13 protein-coding genes are annotated in these 17,792 nt (G+C 64.7%); 6 read left to right on the top strand and 7 right to left on the bottom strand.

Going from position 1 to position 17,792, the window contains the following annotated elements:
* Positions 1-4: 4 nt before the first annotated feature.
* Together HUK72_RS00630 and HUK72_RS00625 are read right to left on the bottom strand one after the other, a co-directional pair.
* Positions 5-625, bottom strand: a complete 621-nt coding sequence (locus tag HUK72_RS00630) for a glutathione S-transferase (protein WP_176595062.1) — start codon at positions 623-625, stop codon at positions 5-7.
* A gap of 14 nt (positions 626-639) precedes the next feature.
* Positions 640-1,257, bottom strand: coding sequence for a TetR/AcrR family transcriptional regulator (locus HUK72_RS00625; protein ID WP_176595061.1), 618 nt, complete (start codon positions 1,255-1,257; stop codon positions 640-642).
* Between the two features lie 158 nt (positions 1,258-1,415).
* Between HUK72_RS00625 and HUK72_RS00620 the strand changes: the two genes are divergently transcribed.
* The 3 genes from HUK72_RS00620 to HUK72_RS00610 all read left to right on the top strand — a co-directional run bounded on the left by HUK72_RS00620 (position 1,416) and on the right by HUK72_RS00610 (position 8,554).
* Complete coding sequence (locus HUK72_RS00620) at positions 1,416-3,740, top strand: TonB-dependent receptor (RefSeq protein WP_176595060.1); 2,325 nt, start codon at positions 1,416-1,418, stop codon at positions 3,738-3,740.
* Positions 3,741-3,762: 22 nt separating this feature from the next.
* Complete coding sequence (locus HUK72_RS00615) at positions 3,763-5,022, top strand: MFS transporter (protein WP_255325574.1); 1,260 nt, start codon at positions 3,763-3,765, stop codon at positions 5,020-5,022.
* A 202-nt stretch (positions 5,023-5,224) separates the two neighbouring features.
* Complete coding sequence (locus HUK72_RS00610) at positions 5,225-8,554, top strand: PAS-domain containing protein (RefSeq protein ID WP_176595059.1); 3,330 nt, start codon at positions 5,225-5,227, stop codon at positions 8,552-8,554.
* Here the strand turns inward: HUK72_RS00610 and HUK72_RS00605 are convergent, their stop codons facing one another.
* Together HUK72_RS00605 and acs are read right to left on the bottom strand one after the other, a co-directional pair.
* Positions 8,555-9,175, bottom strand: coding sequence for a response regulator transcription factor (locus tag HUK72_RS00605; protein ID WP_176597678.1), 621 nt, complete (start codon positions 9,173-9,175; stop codon positions 8,555-8,557). It lies immediately after the preceding gene.
* On the bottom strand, positions 9,172-11,124 hold the full coding sequence (gene acs, locus HUK72_RS00600) for an acetate--CoA ligase (protein ID WP_176595058.1): 1,953 nt from the start codon (positions 11,122-11,124) through the stop codon (positions 9,172-9,174). The genes HUK72_RS00605 and acs overlap by 4 nt, the downstream gene beginning before the upstream one ends.
* Positions 11,125-11,304: 180 nt before the next feature.
* Here acs and HUK72_RS00595 point away from each other — a divergent pair, with 180 nt between their 5' ends.
* Both HUK72_RS00595 and HUK72_RS00590 read left to right on the top strand, forming a co-directional pair.
* Positions 11,305-12,747: a DcaP family trimeric outer membrane transporter gene (locus HUK72_RS00595; protein WP_176595057.1), complete on the top strand. Its 1,443-nt coding sequence runs from the start codon at positions 11,305-11,307 to the stop codon at positions 12,745-12,747.
* Between the two features lie 14 nt (positions 12,748-12,761).
* On the top strand, positions 12,762-14,510 hold the full coding sequence (locus tag HUK72_RS00590; protein ID WP_176595056.1) for an MFS transporter: 1,749 nt from the start codon (positions 12,762-12,764) through the stop codon (positions 14,508-14,510).
* Positions 14,511-14,603: 93 nt separating this feature from the next.
* Here the strand turns inward: HUK72_RS00590 and HUK72_RS00585 are convergent, their stop codons facing one another.
* The 3 genes from HUK72_RS00585 to HUK72_RS00575 all read right to left on the bottom strand — a co-directional run bounded on the left by HUK72_RS00585 (position 14,604) and on the right by HUK72_RS00575 (position 17,055).
* Positions 14,604-15,503, bottom strand: coding sequence for a LysR family transcriptional regulator (locus HUK72_RS00585; protein ID WP_176595055.1), 900 nt, complete (start codon positions 15,501-15,503; stop codon positions 14,604-14,606).
* A gap of 114 nt (positions 15,504-15,617) precedes the next feature.
* Positions 15,618-16,850, bottom strand: coding sequence for a cytochrome P450 (locus tag HUK72_RS00580; RefSeq protein WP_176595054.1), 1,233 nt, complete (start codon positions 16,848-16,850; stop codon positions 15,618-15,620).
* 4 nt (positions 16,851-16,854) lie between these two features.
* Positions 16,855-17,055: a ferredoxin gene (locus HUK72_RS00575; RefSeq protein ID WP_218035884.1), complete on the bottom strand. Its 201-nt coding sequence runs from the start codon at positions 17,053-17,055 to the stop codon at positions 16,855-16,857.
* 263 nt (positions 17,056-17,318) lie between these two features.
* On the opposite strand from HUK72_RS00575, the gene HUK72_RS00570 reads away from it, so the two are divergent.
* Complete coding sequence (locus HUK72_RS00570; RefSeq protein WP_176595053.1) at positions 17,319-17,783, top strand: cupin domain-containing protein; 465 nt, start codon at positions 17,319-17,321, stop codon at positions 17,781-17,783.
* The last annotated feature ends 9 nt before the right edge of the window (positions 17,784-17,792 follow it).

Genomic DNA, 17,792 nt, shown 5'->3' with positions numbered 1-17,792 from the left:
CCGTTCAGCCCAGCAATTGCGGCTGATCGCCTTCCCGCCAGGGAGCGACGCGGATCATGGCGCGGGTGAAGACCGCCGACGCGACATGATCGGCCAGCCATGCCCGCAGGCGCGGTAAAGGCTGGGTCGCGAACCAGTCCGGATCGGTCGCCGCGAACTGGCGGACAAAGGGGAACAGGGCGACATCGGCCAGCATGCGCCGTTCGCCGCATAGGTGACGGCCCTGCTCCAGCCGCGCCTCCAGCTTTTCCAGCAACCGGACAGCTTCGGCGCGATGGACCAGCGGGTCCGATCCATGGCGATCCGCATATTTATAGCGGTCCAGATGATGCTTGAACGGCCCGTCATTGACGGCGATCAGGTCGGGATCATCGCCCGCCAGCCAGCCTTCCGGATCATTTTGCGCCAGCGCCCAGCGCATGATGTCCAGGCTTTCGTCGATCACCGGTCCATCCGGCAGGACCAGCACCGGCACCGTGCCCTTGGGGGACAGGGCCAGCATCGGCGCGGGCTTGTCGCGCAGCGCCACTTCGCGCAGTTCGACGGACAGGCCGCTTGCCAGCAATGCCATGCGCGCCCGCATCGCATAGGGGCAACGGCGGAAACTGTAGAGGATGGCGGTCATCGGTCGTCCAACGGTCAATCCCTGCCGCTTATCCCAATCCCCCGCTCGATCAAGCCGTTGGCGATCGCCGCCACCTCTTCGGCGGGGCGGCTGTCGTCCCACACGCCGAAGCGCAGACCCAGGAACACGTTCATCCCCATGATCGCCCAGGCATGGACTTCGTCCGGTTCGCCGCCGACTTCGCCCCGGGCCGCGGCTTCGTGCAAGCGGGCCAATATGCGCGCCGCCGTGCTTTCATAATGGTTCCGATAGGCGGCCTGGTCGACAAATTCCGCCTCGTCGATGATGCGGTAGATTTCCTTATGCCCCCGCGCAAACTCCAGGAAGCTCAGCAGCCCCAGCCGTTCTGCGTCTATCCCATCACGCGCCTGGGCGATGCGCGGCCCGACATAATCACGGACCTGCCCCGACATATCCGCCACCAGCGCCCGGAAAATATCGTCCTTCGTGTCGAAATAAGTGTAGAAGCTGCCCAGCGCGCATCCGGCCCGACGGGTGATGCCGCTGATCGACCCTTCGTGGAATCCCTTTTCGCCAAATTCCTCGGCCGCCGCCGACAGCAAGGCCCGGCGGGTCCGCTCCCCCCGTGCGGTGCGCGGCGTCTTGTCCCTTTCGCCCGCCGATTCGGTCATCCTCATCCTCCCCATCCGTGATCTTTTTGCCGCAGCGGACCCGATCCCGTCATGCGTTCTTATTTCAAGTTGAAAGTCGGTTCAACTTTCATTATCGAATCGGAAGAATAGTTGCACGACCCGGATTTCCGGGCGTCATTTCAGGAGAGGAACCGTCCATGAAGGCTCGTCATTCCCTGCATATCGCCGCGCTCGCATCCGCCGCATGGGGCGGCGCCGTCGCGCTTCCCGCCATTGCGCAAAATGAAACGCCCGCCTTCGACAGCGGCAGCGAGATCATCGTGACCGCCCGCCGGCGGGAGGAGAATATCCTCGACGTGCCGGTGTCCGTCACCGCCATTTCAGCCGAAAGCATCGCCAGGCTCCAGGCGAACGACATGTCCGGCATCCAGGGCGCGGTGCCGAACGTCAATCTGGTGCAGGGACGCGGCTCCACCTCCAATTCCAACTTCTTCATCCGTGGCATTGGCCAGCCCGACGCGCTCCAGACCTTCGACCCGGCGGTCGGCACCTATGTCGACGGCGTCTATTTCAGCCGCATCCAGGGCGCGCTCGTGAACCTGTTCGACGTCGAGCGGGTGGAGGTGCTGCGCGGCCCGCAGGGCACGCTCTACGGCAAGAACACCATCGGCGGCGCGGTCAACATCGTCAGCCGCAAGCCCAGCACCACGGATTTCAAGGCAATGGGCAGCCTGACCTATGGCAGCTACGACACCTGGCTGGCGAACGGCTATGTCTCCGCGCCGCTGGTGCAGGACAAGCTCGCCCTCAGCATCGCGGGCATCTACGACAAGCGCGACGGCACCGTCACCGACCCGCTGACCGATCGCAAATATAATGACCGCAACACCAAGGCAGGCCGCGCCATATTGCGCGCCACGCCCAGCGAGCGGGTGGAGCTGATCCTGTCGGGCGACTATACCCGCCAGCGGACGGCACCGACGCTGGGCTATGGCACCGCGCCGCTCACCAACGTGCTTTACAACTCCGCCTTCCAGGTGATCGGGGTGCCGGTGGTGAAGCCCGCCTATCCCTATGGCAAATATGATTACAAGGCGTCGACCAGCCTGGCGCCGGGCCAGGGCCAGCGGCTCGACCATTGGGGCCTGTCCTTCACCGCCAATGTCGAGTTGAACGAGGCGGTGACGCTGACCTCCATCACCGGCTACCGCAAGCTGCGCCCGGACTATTATATCGACTTCGACGCCAGTGAACTGGAAGTGGCCGATGCCTTCGTCGGCGTGCACCAGAAGCAGTTCAGCCAGGAATTGCAGCTCAAATATGACAGCGGGCCATTGTCGGGCGTATTCGGCCTTTATTATCTGGACGAGACGATCCGCTCCCATCAGGAAGCCTATGACGACAATTATCTCCAGGTGCAGCTCGCGCCCGGCGTCATCGTGCCGCTGCCCTTCACCCGCTATATCGACGACCATCAGAATGTAAAAAGCTACGCCGCCTTCGGGCAGATGAGCTATCAATTCACCGACAAGCTCTCGATCACGGCGGGCCTTCGCTATACCAAGGAACGCAAGCGCTATACCCGTTCGACTACCACGACACTGGCGCCCACCCCCTTCCTCTTCCCCGCCAGCCTGCCCGCGCCCTATAACAGCCTCGACCATGTCGATTTCGACGCGTGGACGCCGATGGCGACGCTGTCCTACAAGCCGACCCGCGACACGCTGCTCTATGCGACCGTGTCGAAGGGTTTCAAGTCGGGCGGCTTCAATGGCCGCGTCAACAGCCTGGGCGACGTGACCCAGGTCGTGGACGGCGTCACCACCATCGTCCCCTTTTTCAAGCCGGAAACGGTGTGGAGCTACGAAGCGGGCGCCAAGGGCAGCTTCCTGGGCGGCCGGGTCAACCTGTCCGCCGCCGCCTTCTATTCCGATTACAAGGATTTCCAGGCCCGCGTCGGCGGCGGCGCGACCGGCATTGCGGGCGGGTCCTTCCCGGTCGTGAACGCCGGCAAGCTGCGCATCTGGGGCGTCGAGTTCGAGGCGTCGGTCAAGCCCGTGCGCAACCTGAACCTGGCCGCATCGGTCGGCTATCTCAATGCCGATTACAAGGAATTCAACGACGGCCGCCGCGCGCCCACCTTCTCCTGCAACCCGACCGGCAACGCCATCACCTGCAAGCCGCCCTTCGCTCCGCCGATGACGATGCGGCTGGCGGCGGACTATACCATCCCGCTGGGCAGCGCATCGCTGACCCTTGGCGGCGACATGCGCTTCGTCGACAAGCAATGGCTGTCGGTCGACAACCGCCCCGGCCTCTATGAAGACGGCTACACCATCGCCAACGCCTATGTTCAGGCCGATTTCGCACAGGGCAAATATTATCTGCGCGGCGCGGTGAAGAACGCCTTCAAGGAACTGTACAAGACCGATGGCCAGGAATTTTCCAGCGTCGGCAATATCCAGACGGTCTATTATGGCGACCCGCGCACCTGGACGATCACTGCGGGCTTCCGCTTCTAACTGATAAGGGACCAACGGCGGCATGACGGGACAGGCGCGGGAAACAGCAAGCAAAGGCTATCGTTCGCTCGTCCTCGCCATGCTGCTGCTGGTCTATACCTTCAACTTCCTCGACCGGCAGATATTGGGCATCCTCGCCGGGCCGATCAAGGCGGAGCTGGGTCTTAGCGACAGCCAGCTCGGCGCGCTGGGCGGCATCGCTTTCGCGCTGCTTTATTCGACGCTGGCGATCCCGCTGGCGCTGCTGGCGGACCGCACCAGCCGCACCTGGGTCATCACCGCCAGCCTCGCGGTCTGGAGCGGCTTCACCGCCCTGTGCGGTTTCGCGGGCAGCTTTGCCCAGATGTTCCTTTTCCGCATCGGCGTCGGGGTGGGGGAGGCAGGCGGCGTCGCGCCCTCCTATGCCGTCATTTCCGACTATTTCCCGCAGGAACAGCGCGCCCGCGCCCTGTCCATCTATTCGCTCGGCATTCCGCTGGGGTCGGCGGGCGGGGTGCTTCTGGGCGGCTATATCGCGCAGACGGTCGAATGGCGGACGGCGTTCATCGTCGTCGGCCTGGCCGGCCTGCTGATCGCACCGATCTTCCGCCTCACCGTTCGGGAACCGGCGCGCCCGGCGATGCAGGGGAACGTCATCCCGGTTTCCGCAGTCTTCGGCATATTGGCCGCCAAACGCAGCTTCTGGCTGCTCGCTTTGGGCGCGGCCTGTTCGTCGCTCTGCGGCTATGGCGTGGCCTTCTGGCTCCCCAGCCTGTTGATGCGCAGCTTCGGGCTGGACCTGATGGGCGCAGGCCAGTTCCTTGGCGCGCTGCTGCTGATCGGCGGCGTGGCGGGCGTGCTGCTGGGGGGCTGGCTGGGGGATCGTCTTGGCGGGCGCGACAAGGCCGCCTATGCTTGGGTTCCCGCCGTCAGCTATATCGTCGGCATGCCGCTGTTCGTGATCGGCGTGCTGTCGAACAGCGTCACCTTCGCCTTTTGCCTGTTCCTGATCCCGCAAGCGCTGGTCTATGTCTGGCTGGGTCCGGTGCTGACCGCCGTGCAGAATCTGGTCCCCTCCCATATGCGCGCCAGCGCGTCCGCGACCTTCCTGCTGATCAACAATCTGGTGGGCCTGGGTCTGGGGAGCTGGAGCGTCGGCGCCCTGTCCGATGCGCTCACCCCGCAATTCGGTGGCGAGGCGCTGCGCTACGCGATCGTAGCGGCTTTGGGCTTCTATCTGCTCGCAGGCTTGTTCATGGCGCTCGCGGGCAAGGCGCTGCGCAAGGATTGGATCGACGCCTGATCCTGGATTAGGCTGTATCCGAAGTTCGCCACATAATTTCGTCATCCCGGGCTTGACCCGGGATCCCGCTTTTCTTCCGTCAGCGGACAAGAGGAAGCGGGACCCCGGGTCAAGCCCGGGGTGACGGTAATGGAACAAACTTCGTTTTCACCGCACTAGGCCACGCATTGTTCCAGCGCAGCGGAGCAAGTAGACATCAGCCATGAGTTTGCTTTCGGCGGCCCTTCTCGCGCTTGCGATCGTCCTGTTGCTGTTCGGGATCGCCACCATCGTGGAAAGGCGCGGCGGCCTTGCGCTTGGCCGCTATGATGTGCGCCACGGCGCCTATGCGCTAGCGCTGGGCGTCTATTGCTCTAGCTGGACCTTCTACGGCGCGGTCGGAAGCGCGGTGCGCGACGGCTGGCACTATCTGCCCATCTATCTCGCGCCGATCTGCCTGCTGATCGCCGCACCCCGCTTCCTGCGCCGGCTTGCCGAGGCGGTCGCGGAAGAACGGGCAACGACTGTTTCCGACTTCATCGCCGCGCGCTTCGGCCATGATGTGGTCGTGGCCCGCCTCGTCACGGTCATCGCCCTGCTGGGGACCGTCCCCTATGTCGCGTTGCAATTCCGCTCCATCGGCGGCGCGATCTCGATCGTCACGGGCCGCCCCGTCGCCACGCTGGCCATGCTGGCCGCCGCCTGGCTGCTGTCCCTGTTCGCCATGCTCTTCGGCGCCCGCCGATTCGAACTGGCGGGACGCAGCGAGGGGCTCGTCTATGCCATCGGCATCGAATCCCTGCTCAAGATCATCGCGCTGACGACTGTGGCGGTCCTCGCCCTCGTCCTGCTGGGCCAGGCGAACGCCGTCGGTCTCTCGCGCGGGTTCGCCATCCTCTCGGCCAATTTCCAGCCCGAACGGCTGTCGATCGAGGTCGGCATCATCTTCCTCATCTCGGTCATGGCGATCATCGTCCTGCCCCGGCAATTCTACATGGGGCTGGTCGAGGCTCGCGAGCCCGGCGATCTGGTGAGCGCCCGCTGGGGACTCGCCGCCTATCTCGGCGCGATGGCGCTGATGGTGCTGCCCATCGCGCTGGCCGGGGCCAGCCTGCTGCGCGGCGCCCAGCCCGATCTCTACATGCTCCAACTGCCCGAAATGACCGGACAGGGCATCGTGCTTGCGCTCGCCCTGCTGGGCGGGATCGCGGCGGCGGCGTCGATGGTGGTGGTCGATTCGACCGCGCTCGCGACCATGGTCTCGAACGACCTCCTCTTTCCCACATTGCTGGCGCGGGAGAGCGGGGCCGAGACTGGCGCGGGGACGCTCGGCCGGCGGATGCTGCTTGTGCGCCGCTTCTCGATCGTCGCCATCATCGCGGCGGCGCTCGCCTGGGCGCTGCTGGTCTCGGCCGAACAGTCGCTCGCCTCGATCGGCCTCGTCGCCTTCGCCGCCATGGCGCAGTTCACGCCGCACCTGATCCTTGCCACCTATGCGCCAGGCCGCGATGCCCTGGCGGCACGGGCGAGCCTCGTCGTCGGGCTGGTCATCTGGTTCTACACCCTCGCCCTGCCGCCCATATTGCCGTCCGCCTGGCTGGCCGCGCTTGCGGGAAGCGCGTTCGATCCGCTGCGCCTGTTCGGCATCGGAGCCGCCTCCCCGCTGGTGCATGGCGTCGCATGGAGCCTGGGCGCCAACCTCCTCGTCTTCGCGCTCGTCGCGGCGCGCAAGGTGAAGGCGCCCGTCCTGCCCAGCCTCGGCGGCCAACGCCCGATCACCGATCTGGCCGAACTCGCGCAGCTCACCGCCAGCTTCATCGGTGACGAAGAAGCAGCCCGCGAATTTCCGGCGGCAGCACGCGGCACGCCCATCGACAGGCGGTCGGCGCAACGCGCCCGCGAGTTGATCGCCCGCGTCGTCGGCGCCTCATCGGCGCGCGCGCTGGTCGCCTCTGCGCTGGCCGGGGGGCAGATGAGCCTTTCCGACGTCACCCGGCTGCTGGGCGAGCGGGGGCAATCGCTGCGCTTCTCCCGCGAGCTGCTCGCCGCAACCTTCGAACATATCGACGCCGGCATCAGCGTCGTCGATGCCGACATGAACCTGGTCGCCTGGAACAGCCAATATCTCGACCTGTTCGACTTTCCTCCCGGCTTCCTGCGGGTGGGTGTGCCGATCGCGGAACTGATCCGCTATAATGGCAGGCTGGGCGATTTCGGGGATGAGGACATCGAATTCCACGTCAAGAAACGCCTGCGTCACATGCGCCGGGGCCTGCCGCACAGTTTCGAGCGGCGGCGCAAGGACGGCCGCGTCATCCGGACCATCGGCGGTCCGATGCCGGGCGGCGGCTATGTCACCAGCTTCATCGACATCACCGAGGATGCCCGCGTCCGCGACGAGCTGGGCCGGACGCTGGGGGAGCTGGAGACCCGCGTCGCGGACCGCACCCGCGAACTCAGCACCGCCAATTTGCAGCTTGCCGAAGCGACGCGGGACAAGACCCGTTTCCTCGCCGCCGCCAGCCATGACCTGCTCCAGCCGCTCCACGCGGCGCGGCTGTTCACCGCCGCCCTGCAACGCGAGGTAGAGGGAACGCCGCATGTGCTTGCCCAGCGCATCGACGGCGCGATCGTCGCGGCGGAGGGGTTGCTTCGCGCACTCCTCGACATCAGCAAGCTCGATGCGGGCGGTGTCGAACCGAGTCCGGAGCCGATCGATCTCGCGCCCTTTCTCACGAACCTGGCCGAAGGATTCGCGCCGATGGCGAAGGAGAAAGGGCTGCGGCTGCTGACTGGCCCGCTTGCCGGTCATCTCGATACCGATCCGGGGCTACTCCGTTCCGTGCTTCAGAATTTCGTCTCCAACGCCCTGCGCTACACGCAGCATGGCGGGATATTGATCGGCGTCCGGCGCAGGGGCGGCATGATCCGGATCGACATCGTCGACACCGGGGTCGGCATCGCCACCGACCAGATCGAAGCGATATTCGGGGAATTCACCCGCCTGGGCGCGCTGGACGTCGAGGGATTGGGCCTTGGCCTAGCCCTCGCCCGCCGGATCGTCCGGCTGCTCGGCGGCAGCATAGAGGTCCATTCCGTCCTTGGAAAGGGCAGCCGGTTCAGCCTGCTCATGCCCGAAGGCACGGGACGCGCCGCGCCGGAACCGGCGCCGGCAGACAAGACGCCCATGCCGGAGGCGCAGGATCTTGCGGTGCTGGTGGTCGATGACGATCCGATGATCGTGGCGGCGACAGAAGCGCTGCTGGCCAGCCTCGGCCATCGGGCGCTCACCGCCGGGGATGGCGAGACCGCCCGCAAGCTGGCGCGCAGAGCGGACGCCGCCCTGGTGGACTTTCAGCTTGGCGAGAAGGAGGACGGGCTGACCCTGATCGCGGCGCTGCGCCACCGGCATCCCGGCTTGCCCGCCGCGCTGGTCACGGCGGAGGACGAAGCCAGCATCGCCGCCCGCGCCGCCATGCTCGACATCGCCTTCATCCCCAAGCCCGCCGCGCCGGAGGCCATTTCCGCCTTCCTCGCGCGCGTCAGTGCCTGATCAGTGCCTGAGGTCGAGCCCTAGCGAACGCGCGACCAACGCCGCCTGAGTGCGGTTCTGCACATCCAACTTGCGCATGATCGCCGTCATATGCGCCTTGACGGTCGCCTCGCTCATGGTGAGGTCGTGCGCGATCTGCTTGTTGAGCTTGCCGTTCAGCACTTCCAGCAGAACCTTCAACTGGGTCGGCGTCAGGGAGGCAATCTCCTTCTGCACCGCATCTTCGGGCCGCGGCGGGGCGGGCGGAAGCTTATGGCCGCCGAGCGCCCGCGCAATCGCCGTCTCGATGACGGACAGGTCGCTGTCTTTCGAGAGGAAGCCGACCGCGCCCAATGCCTGGGCTTCCTCCGCCGCCTTCGCCCCGTCGGCGCTGGAGACGACAAGGATCGGCACGCCCGGCTGCTCCGCATGCAGCAGCGCGATGCCCGAATAGCCGACCGCGCCCGGCATCTTCAGATCGAGCAGGATGAGGCGCAGGGACGTGGCCTCGCTCGCCGCCCGCACGGCGGCGGCGAGCGTGCCTGCCTCGATGATGCTGGCTTGCGGAGCGACCTTCATCACCGCCACCATCAGCGCCTGACGGAAGAGCGGGTGGTCGTCCGCGATGAGAATCGTCTCTATTGCGCCTCTTCCAACCGTGGTCTGTTGGCCAGCAGATTATCGACCACGGAGGGATCGGCAAGCGTCGACGTGTCGCCTAGGTTCGAAACATCGTTTTCCGCAATCTTCCGCAGGATGCGCCGCATGATCTTGCCGGAGCGCGTCTTGGGCAGGCCGGGCGCGAACTGCACCACGTCCGGCGAGGCGATCGGGCCGATCTCGCTGCGGACCCAACGGATCAGTTCGCCGCGCAGGGCTTCGTCCGGTTCGACATCGGCATTGGTGGTGACATAGGCATAGATGCCCTGCCCCTTGACCTCATGCGGCATGCCGACGACAGCCGCCTCGGCCACCTTGGGATGCGCGACGAGCGCGCTCTCGATTTCCGCCGTGCCCATGCGATGGCCGGACACGTTGATGACGTCATCTATGCGGCCGGTGATCCAATAATAGCCATCCTCGTCGCGACGGCATCCGTCGCCGGTGAAATAGCGCCCTGGGAAGGTCGTGAAATAGGTCTGGAAGAAGCGGTCATGATCGCCCCAGACGCTCCGCATCTGGCCCGGCCAGCTATCCGCGAGGACGAGGCAGCCTTCTCCCGCCCCCTCGATCAGCCGCCCCTCGCCATCGACCAGCTCCGGCTTCACGCCGAACATCGGCAAGGTGGCGGAACCCGGCTTCAGCGCCGTGGCGCCGGGCAGCGGACTGATCATCGCGCCGCCGGTCTCGGTCTGCCACCAGGTGTCGACGATGGGGCAGCGCCCCTCCCCCACGACATGATGATACCATTCCCACGCCTCGGGATTGATCGGTTCACCTACGCTGCCCAGCAGGCGCAACGACTGGCGGCTGGTCTTGCGCACCCATTCGTCCCCCTCGCGCATCAGCGCGCGCAGGGCGGTGGGGGCGCCGTAGAAAATCTCCACGCCGAACTTGTCGACCACCTGCCAGAAACGGGAGGCGTCCGGAAAATTGGGCACGCCCTCGAACATCACGGTCGTCGCGCCGTTCATCAGCGGCCCATAGACGACATAGCTGTGGCCCGTGACCCAGCCGATGTCGGCGGCGCACCAGTAAATCTGGCCGGGGCGATAGTCGAACACATATTCATGCGTCATCGCGGCCCATAGCGAATAGCCGCCCGTCGTGTGCAGCACGCCCTTCGGCTTGCCGGTAGAGCCGGACGTATAGAGGATGAAAAGCGGGTCCTCCGCGCCCATTTCCTCCGGCTCGCACTCGGCGGGCTGGCTTTCGACCGACTTGGTCCAGTCGATGTCGCGGCCTTCGACCATCGGCACCGCGGCGCCCGTGCGGCGGAACACGATGACCGTCTCGACATCGGGGCAATGGGCAAGAGCGGCGTCGACATTCGCCTTCAAGGGAACCTTCCTGCCGCCGCGCAGGCCTTCATCGGCGGTGACGACGATGCGGCTCGCGCAATCCTCGATGCGGCCGGCAAGCGCTTCGGGAGAGAAGCCCGCGAAGACGATCGAGTGGATGGCGCCGATGCGCGCGCAGGCCAGCATCGCGACCGCCGCCTCGGGTATCATGGGAAGATAGAGCGTGACCCGGTCGCCGCGCTTGACGCCCCGCGCCTTCAGCAGATTGGCGAAACGGCACACCGCCTCATGCAATGCGCGATAGCTGATGCGGCGCTCGGACTCCGCCGGATCGTCTGGCTCCCAGAGAATCGCGATGGCATCACCACGCTCCGCCAAGTGCCGGTCAAGGCAATTGGCCGACAGGTTGAGCGTGCCGTCCGCGAACCAGCTTATCCCGAAATCGTCCGCCGAAAAGCTCGTCGTCTTCACCTGGCTGAAGGGCCGCATCCAGTCGAGACGCTGGGCCTCCTCCGCCCAAAAGCGTTCCGGCTCGGTCACCGAGCGCGCATACATTTGCTGATATTGCGCGGCGTCGACCAGCGCGTTCTTCGCCCAATGCTCCGGGACGGGATAAATGCCCTGGTCCATAATCTCGCACTCCTCTCCTCGATCGCTACCGATCCGTAGGGGCTATCCTAAAGGGCGCAGGCGCATATCGGACCCTAGACGAAGGTCGTAGATCACCGACCATGGTTCGGCTGTCGCCTTTCCCAAAGCTGCGCGATCCTCTCCCAATCCGGAAAAAGATGCCGGGCCATGGAGAGGTCGATGTCACGGACAAACAGGCCATTGTTGCGCATCCTGCTGGGAGCGACGGCGCTCGCCGCGTCCCAACTGGCCCATGCGCAGACCAGCGAAGAGACGGATTTGACGGCGCGGCTGGCGCGGCTGGAGGGCGAAGTCACCCAGCTTCGGACCGAACTCGCCGCCGCGCGCAACCAGCAGGAGGAAACCGCAACCACCGCCGCGAACGCGGTCCGCAAGAGCGATGAGGCTTCCGCGCAGGTGACCAAGCTGGCGGACAGCACGCCCAAGCTCGGCTTCCGCTCAGGCAACACCAATGTCGTCCTGTCCGGCTATGTGAAGCTGCTCGCCAGCAGCGCCCGCTACAGCGGCGGCGACGACCCGAGCAACACGCTGGGACGGGACCTCTACCTGCCGCAGTCGATCCCGATCTTCAATCCCGCATCCCCGACGTCGCCCACCCGCGTCACCGATTTTTCCGCCAAACAGACGCGCTTCTGGGTGGACGCCACGACCAAGCTCGGCACGCACGCGCTCAAGGCCTATATCGAATTCGATTTCCAGGCTGCCCCCGGCACCCCGCAGGCGCTGGGCCAGGGCACGCAGCGTACGACCAACGCCTATGATCTGGCGATGCGGCGCGCCTTCATCCAGTTCGACCGCTGGACCTTCGGCCAGGATTTCACCAATTTCTCGAACCCGGCGGTGTTCCCGGAGAGCACGGATTATGTCGGCGGCGTCGACGGCCTGATCTTCGTGCGCCAGCCGATGGTGCGCTACAGCATGCCGCTCAGCCACGGCCTGACCCTGCATCTGGCCGCCGAAAATCCGGAGACCGCTTCGGCCACCATCGGCGCGCCCGCCCTCATCGAAAATGGCGAGGATCATGCGCCCGACATGACCGGGCGGCTGGAATATGCGGGCGGGTTCGGTTTCCTCGATCTTGCAGTGCTGGGGCGCCAATTGCGCGTCGACAATGCGAAGACGGGCGCTGCCCATATCGTCGACTCCCGGCTTGGATGGGGCATCAGCACCTCCGGCAAGATTTTCCTGGACGACAAGCATGGCAGCGACATCCGCTTCCAGGCGACCTATGGCGAAGGGATCGGACGCTATCTTGGCCTGAACTTCGGGCCGGACGCGGTTCTCCAGACCAATGGGAAGCTTGCGGGCGTCCGCAACCTCGCGCTGTTCGGCGCGGGCCGCTATGCGCTGGACGATCAGTGGCGCGTGAATCTTATCGCAAGCTACCAGCGCATCTTCTACGCCGATACCCTCAATCCAGCGACGACTGCGGGTATAGCGATGTTCAATCGTCAGGCATGGAGTGTCGCGGGCAACCTCTTCTATTCCCCGGTGAAGAATGTCGACCTCGGCATCGAGTACCGACATGGCGAGCGCCGGCTCGTCAACGACCTCAACGGCCACGTCGATCGCTTCGACGTCGCGGCGAAGTATAATTTCTGACAGGAGGGACTGTTATGGCTTCGACATATGACGGACTGCCAAAGCACCACCAGGCGACGCGAAGCGAGAAGCTGATCATCACCGCCAGCTCGCTCGGCACCGTGTTCGAATGGTATGATTTCTATCTCTACGGCCTGCTGACCGCGATCATCGCGGCGCAGTTCCTGACGGGCCTCAACCCGACGACCTCCTTCATCATGGCGCTGCTGATCTTCGCATCGGGGTTCATCGTCCGCCCCTTCGGCGCCATCGTCTTCGGCCGCATCGGGGACCTGTTCGGGCGGCGATACACGTTCATCATCACGCTGCTCGTCATGGGCCTCTCCACCTTCCTGGTGGGTTGCCTCCCCACCTACAAGTCGGTCGGCGTCGCCGCGCCGATTATGCTGGTGGTGCTGCGCATGTTCCAGGGACTGGCGCTGGGCGGCGAATATGGCGGCGCGGCGACCTATGTCGCGGAGCATGCGCCCCACAACAGGCGCGGCTTCTACACGAGCTGGATTCAGATCACCGCGACCGCCGGTCTCGCAATGGCGCTGCTGATCGTCATTGGCGTCCGCTCGCCCATCACCGGCGTTGGCGAGGAAGCGTTCAAGGATTGGGGATGGCGCATTCCCTATCTGGTCTCCGGCCTGTTCCTGATCGTCGGCCTGTGGCTGCGTCTGAAGCTGCATGAATCGCCTGTCTTCCAGAAGATGAAGGCGGAAGGCACCGGCTCCAAATCACCGATCAAGGAGGCGTTCGGCCAGTGGAAGAACCTCAAGATCGTATTCATCGCCTTTTTCGGCGCGATCGCGGGCCAGGCGGTGGTCTGGTATTGCGGCCAGCTCTACGCGCTGTTCTTCCTGGAAAAGATGCTGAAGATCGACGGGCTGACCGCCAACACGCTCATCATCGTCGCGCTGCTGATGGCCGCTCCCTTCTTCCTGTTCTTCGGCTGGCTGTCGGATCGCATCGGCCGCAAGCCCATCATCCTTTCGGGCTGCGCGCTGGCCGCGCTGACGCTGTTCCCGGTCTTCCACATGCTCACCGACGCCGCCAATCCGGCGCTCGCCAGGGCGCAGGCCGCCGCCCCCGTGACCGTGACCGCCGATCCGGCGGAATGTTCTTCGCAGTTCGACCCGGTCGGCGCGAACAAGTTCGACAAGACGAGCTGCGACATCGTCAAGAACGCGCTGGCCAAAGCGGGCGTCAACTACACCAATGTTGTCGCCGCGCCCGGCACCGTCGCGACGGTCGCGGTCGGTGACAAGCGCTTCACCGCGCCCGATCCGTCCCGGCTTTCGGGCGAAGAGAAGAAAGCGGCCATCGCGGCCTTCTCCGCCCAACTGATCGGCGCGCCCGCCAGCCCCGCAAAGGCGGCCGAGGGCGGCAAGCCCGCCGTCGCAGCCCAGCCTGCTGTCGCGGGGGAACTCGCCAGGGTCGGCTATCCCAGCAAGGCCAATCCCGACGAGATCAACAAGCCCCTCGTCGTCGCGCTGCTCTTCTACCTCGTGCTGCTGGTGACGGCGGTTTACGGTCCGATCGCCGCGATGCTGGTCGAATTGTTCCCCAGCCGAATCCGCTACTCCTCCATGTCGCTGCCCTATCATATCGGCAATGGCTGGCTGGGCGGGCTGCTGCCGGCCATCGGCTTCGCGATGGTCGCCGCGACCGGCGACATCTATTACGGCCTCTGGTATCCGGTGGTGGTGGCGGCGGGGACCGTCGTCCTGGGCCTGATCTTCCTGCCCGAAACCTTCCGGCGGAATATCGACGCATAGCGCAGATCCCGGCGGGCGCGCCAGAATCCTGGGGGGTCGCCCAGGATCGAGGCGCGCCGCCCCTCTCGCTCAAGGAGCAGGCGCTGACATCCGCTAGAGATTGGGCGAGAGGGTTTCCCGCAAGACCTGTATCAGCGCGCGCACCGCCGGGCTGGGGTCCCGGCGCGCGCGCGTAGCGCAGCACAGGCGCATCTGCGGCAGCAGATGATCGGCCGGAACATGGGCGAAGGCCTCCGCAAATTCCGCCGTTTGCGTGAAGCCCTGACGCGCCAGACCAATGGTGTCGGACGACTGGACGATGCGCGTGACGATCGGGAAAAAATCGATGACGTGCAGCCGCCGCCGCCAATCCCCATATTCCCCGAGAAGCGATCGAACGGCTGGCCCATAAGGCCGGGAATCGCTCGGCAGAATGACGTTATACGCCCCCAGTTCCGCGGCGCTAACCTCTTCCACGTCCAGGATCGGATGCCCCTTCCGCACGAAGAAACTGAGCCGCATCGTCGCGATATTTTCGCATTTGAACTCGCCCCATTCGGAAAAGGCTTCCTCAAAGCCGATCCCGATGTCGATCGCCCCCGTCCGCAAGAGCTGAGCCGCATGTTCGAAGGTCAGGCGCACGACATCGAACCTGATGCTGGGGTGGCGGCTGAGCAAGGTGACCAACGTGTCCACCAACAACGATTCCAGCGAGGAAGGACAGACGCCGATCCGGAGGGTCTGGGCAAAAATATCCCGGCGCTCATGACTGCCGGCCAGAAGCATGCGCGCATCGTCCAGCAGGCGCTCGGCCCGCTCGACAAAATCCCGCCCCTCTTCGGTTAAGGTGGCGCCCTTCGCCGTGCGATAGAATAGCGAGATGCCGAGCTCATCCTCCAGGTCCGCCACGCTTTTCGTGATGCCTGACTGGGAAATCCCGACGGCCAGCGCCGCCTTCGTGAACGAGCCCGCATGGGCGATGGCCACGACATGGTTGATTCTGCGGTCAAGCATGACTCATATTAGCTTCTATCGGGCTGAAACCGCAAGGAAATGGGGCGGCTTGCGGCAACGGCCAAGCGATGGCGGCGCGATGCGCGGATCGCGACGCCATCATTCGGACATGGGTCAGGCCGGCCGATCCCATTCGACGGGCAGGTCATGGAGGCCATACATCGTCCCCGTCTCCTTGAACCGCACCTGGTCGAAGGGAATGGCGAGGCGCAACGAAGGTATCCGCTTTGGCAGGGTGCCCAGCACCACCTGCTGCTCCACGCGGCTCAGATATTGTCCGGGGCATTGGTGGATGCCATAGCCGAACGCCAATGTCGCATTGGCATTGGCCCGGTGGATGTCGAACCTGTCCGGCTCCGGAAACATGGCCTCATCCCGATCCGCCAGCGTGTTGGCGATGATGACGCCATCGCCGGGCTGGAGCGTCCGGCCGCATATTTCGACCGGCGCGGTGATCGCGCGCCGGCGGCCCGTATGGGTGATGCCCAGATAGCGCATCAATTCATAGACGGCCTTGGTGATGAGTTTGCGATCATCGCTCGCCGCGATCTCCGCCAACTGGTCCGGATGACGCATCAGCGTCAGCATGCCCAGGGCGATCGACGACGTCGTCGTTTCCGTGCCCGCAAAGACCAGCGAGCGCGTGATTTCCTTCACCTCTTGCCGGGTCAGCCGACCGGTCGCCATCTGCTGGTGAACCAGCCGGCTCATCAAGGCATCGTCGGGCTGCGCCAGCTTTTCGTCGACCAGCCGGTCCAGATAGTCGAAAAAGGCGTCGGCGGCCGCCTGCGCCTCTTCCAGCGTGGAGGCGTGAGAGAAACTGATCTCCACATTCTCACTGAAGAAATCCCGATCCTTGTAGGGGATGCCAAGCAGGTCGCACAGGACCATCATCGGAATTATGGCAGCGAAATCGGCAACCAGATCCGCCTGCGTCCCCCGGCGCAGCATGGCGTCGATCAGACCGTCCACCGTCTCCTGGATCTTCGGCCGGATCGCTTCGACGGCTTGGGCGGACAGACTACCCATGATCATGCGCTTCTGGATGTCATGCTCGGGGTTGTCGAGCGTACGCAAGGACCGATCGGCTCCCACGGTCGCTTTGTAGCCAGCATTCTGTTCGGGATAGCCCGGCTTGTCCGGGTCCGCGCTGACCCGGCTTTCGTCCATGAAGATGGCTTTCACATCCGCATGACGCGTAATCAGCCAGGGCTCGCTGCCGTCCCAGATCTTCACGCGCGCGATGCCAACCGACCGCTGGAGATCGGTGAGCGCCGGCGCCGGGTCGAACGGGCATTGCATGCTGCGTGGCGGCGGGAACTGGATGGGATCTTCGGGCATGCTCATCTTCTCAGTCTTCCTCGATCGTGATGACGGCGCTCGGACAGACGGAGGCCGCCGTTCGGATGCTTTCGTGCAATTCAGGGCCAGGCGCGCCTTCGAGCAAGACGACAACGCCATTCTCGTCCTGACCAAAGACTTTGGGAGATGCGAGGACGCAGGAACCGCTGGCGACGCACCAGCTCGCCTCTATTTTCACCTTCATCGCCATGCCTCCCCAAAAAAGCTTGCTTCTTCGATTGAACGCAATGCGTACCACCTGACCGCATTGCGTTCATATATAAGCGAGGCCGGCGGCCGTCAAGACAGAGGCCGCGACAGGCGGTCGCCACAATCCGATCCGTAAAATGCGCCGCGCGGCAGACAGGAGATTGCATGACGCATAGCGTTCATATAGTACGCAATTCGTACACAACGCATATGCGGCCCAGGCCACCGGCCCCGCGGCGGCAGCAAATAGGTGGAGGGATTTCCATGACGGAGAATGGGACGGCGGACGCAAGCCTGGGGAAGCCCGGCAAATTGGGCAAGGAACAGGGGTTCCGCTTCGTTGCCGCGCACGGCAATGATCTTCCCGTGCTCAAAGGGCGGCGCAACTGGATGGACTATCTGGATTTCGGCGTCACCGATGCGACGAGCGGCCGCATGCGCGCGCAACGGATCATCGTGACCGGCAAAACCCAGGGGACCGACTGGCACTATCACGTGTGCGAGATGCAGTTCTTCTATGTGTTGAAGGGCCATATCGTCTTCCAGTTGGAAGACGGCAGCACATTGCGGCTGGATGCGGGCGATGCCGGCTTCATTCCGGGCGGCTACAAACATGCCGAGATCGATATTTCAGAGGATTTCGACACGCTCGAACTGTCCGTTCCGGCCGATCTGGGCACGGTCCCCTGCGATCCGCCGGAAGCGTGGCGGAACAAGGTCGATGCGTAGAAGGCGACG

This window comes from Sphingobium sp. 15-1 (assembly GCF_013375535.1).
GTDB lineage: Bacteria > Pseudomonadota > Alphaproteobacteria > Sphingomonadales > Sphingomonadaceae > Sphingobium > Sphingobium aromaticivastans.
Note: the sequence above shows the minus strand (reverse complement) of the source record. Positions and strands in the feature narration are given on the sequence as shown.

Excerpts from the sequence above, each read along its gene's own strand:
- HUK72_RS00630 (WP_176595062.1), bottom strand. The coding sequence starts at position 625 with ATGACCGCCATCCTCTACAGTTTCCGCCGTTGCCCCTATGCGATGCGG.
- HUK72_RS00625 (WP_176595061.1), bottom strand. The coding sequence starts at position 1,257 with ATGACCGAATCGGCGGGCGAAAGGGACAAGACGCCGCGCACCGCACGG.
- HUK72_RS00620 (WP_176595060.1), top strand. The coding sequence starts at position 1,416 with ATGAAGGCTCGTCATTCCCTGCATATCGCCGCGCTCGCATCCGCCGCA.
- HUK72_RS00615 (WP_255325574.1), top strand. The coding sequence starts at position 3,763 with ATGACGGGACAGGCGCGGGAAACAGCAAGCAAAGGCTATCGTTCGCTC.
- HUK72_RS00610 (WP_176595059.1), top strand. The coding sequence starts at position 5,225 with ATGAGTTTGCTTTCGGCGGCCCTTCTCGCGCTTGCGATCGTCCTGTTG.
- acs (WP_176595058.1), bottom strand. The coding sequence starts at position 11,124 with ATGGACCAGGGCATTTATCCCGTCCCGGAGCATTGGGCGAAGAACGCG.
- HUK72_RS00595 (WP_176595057.1), top strand. The coding sequence starts at position 11,305 with ATGTCACGGACAAACAGGCCATTGTTGCGCATCCTGCTGGGAGCGACG.
- HUK72_RS00590 (WP_176595056.1), top strand. The coding sequence starts at position 12,762 with ATGGCTTCGACATATGACGGACTGCCAAAGCACCACCAGGCGACGCGA.
- HUK72_RS00585 (WP_176595055.1), bottom strand. The coding sequence starts at position 15,503 with ATGCTTGACCGCAGAATCAACCATGTCGTGGCCATCGCCCATGCGGGC.
- HUK72_RS00580 (WP_176595054.1), bottom strand. The coding sequence starts at position 16,850 with ATGAGCATGCCCGAAGATCCCATCCAGTTCCCGCCGCCACGCAGCATG.
- HUK72_RS00575 (WP_218035884.1), bottom strand. The coding sequence starts at position 17,055 with ATGGCGATGAAGGTGAAAATAGAGGCGAGCTGGTGCGTCGCCAGCGGT.
- HUK72_RS00570 (WP_176595053.1), top strand. The coding sequence starts at position 17,319 with ATGACGGAGAATGGGACGGCGGACGCAAGCCTGGGGAAGCCCGGCAAA.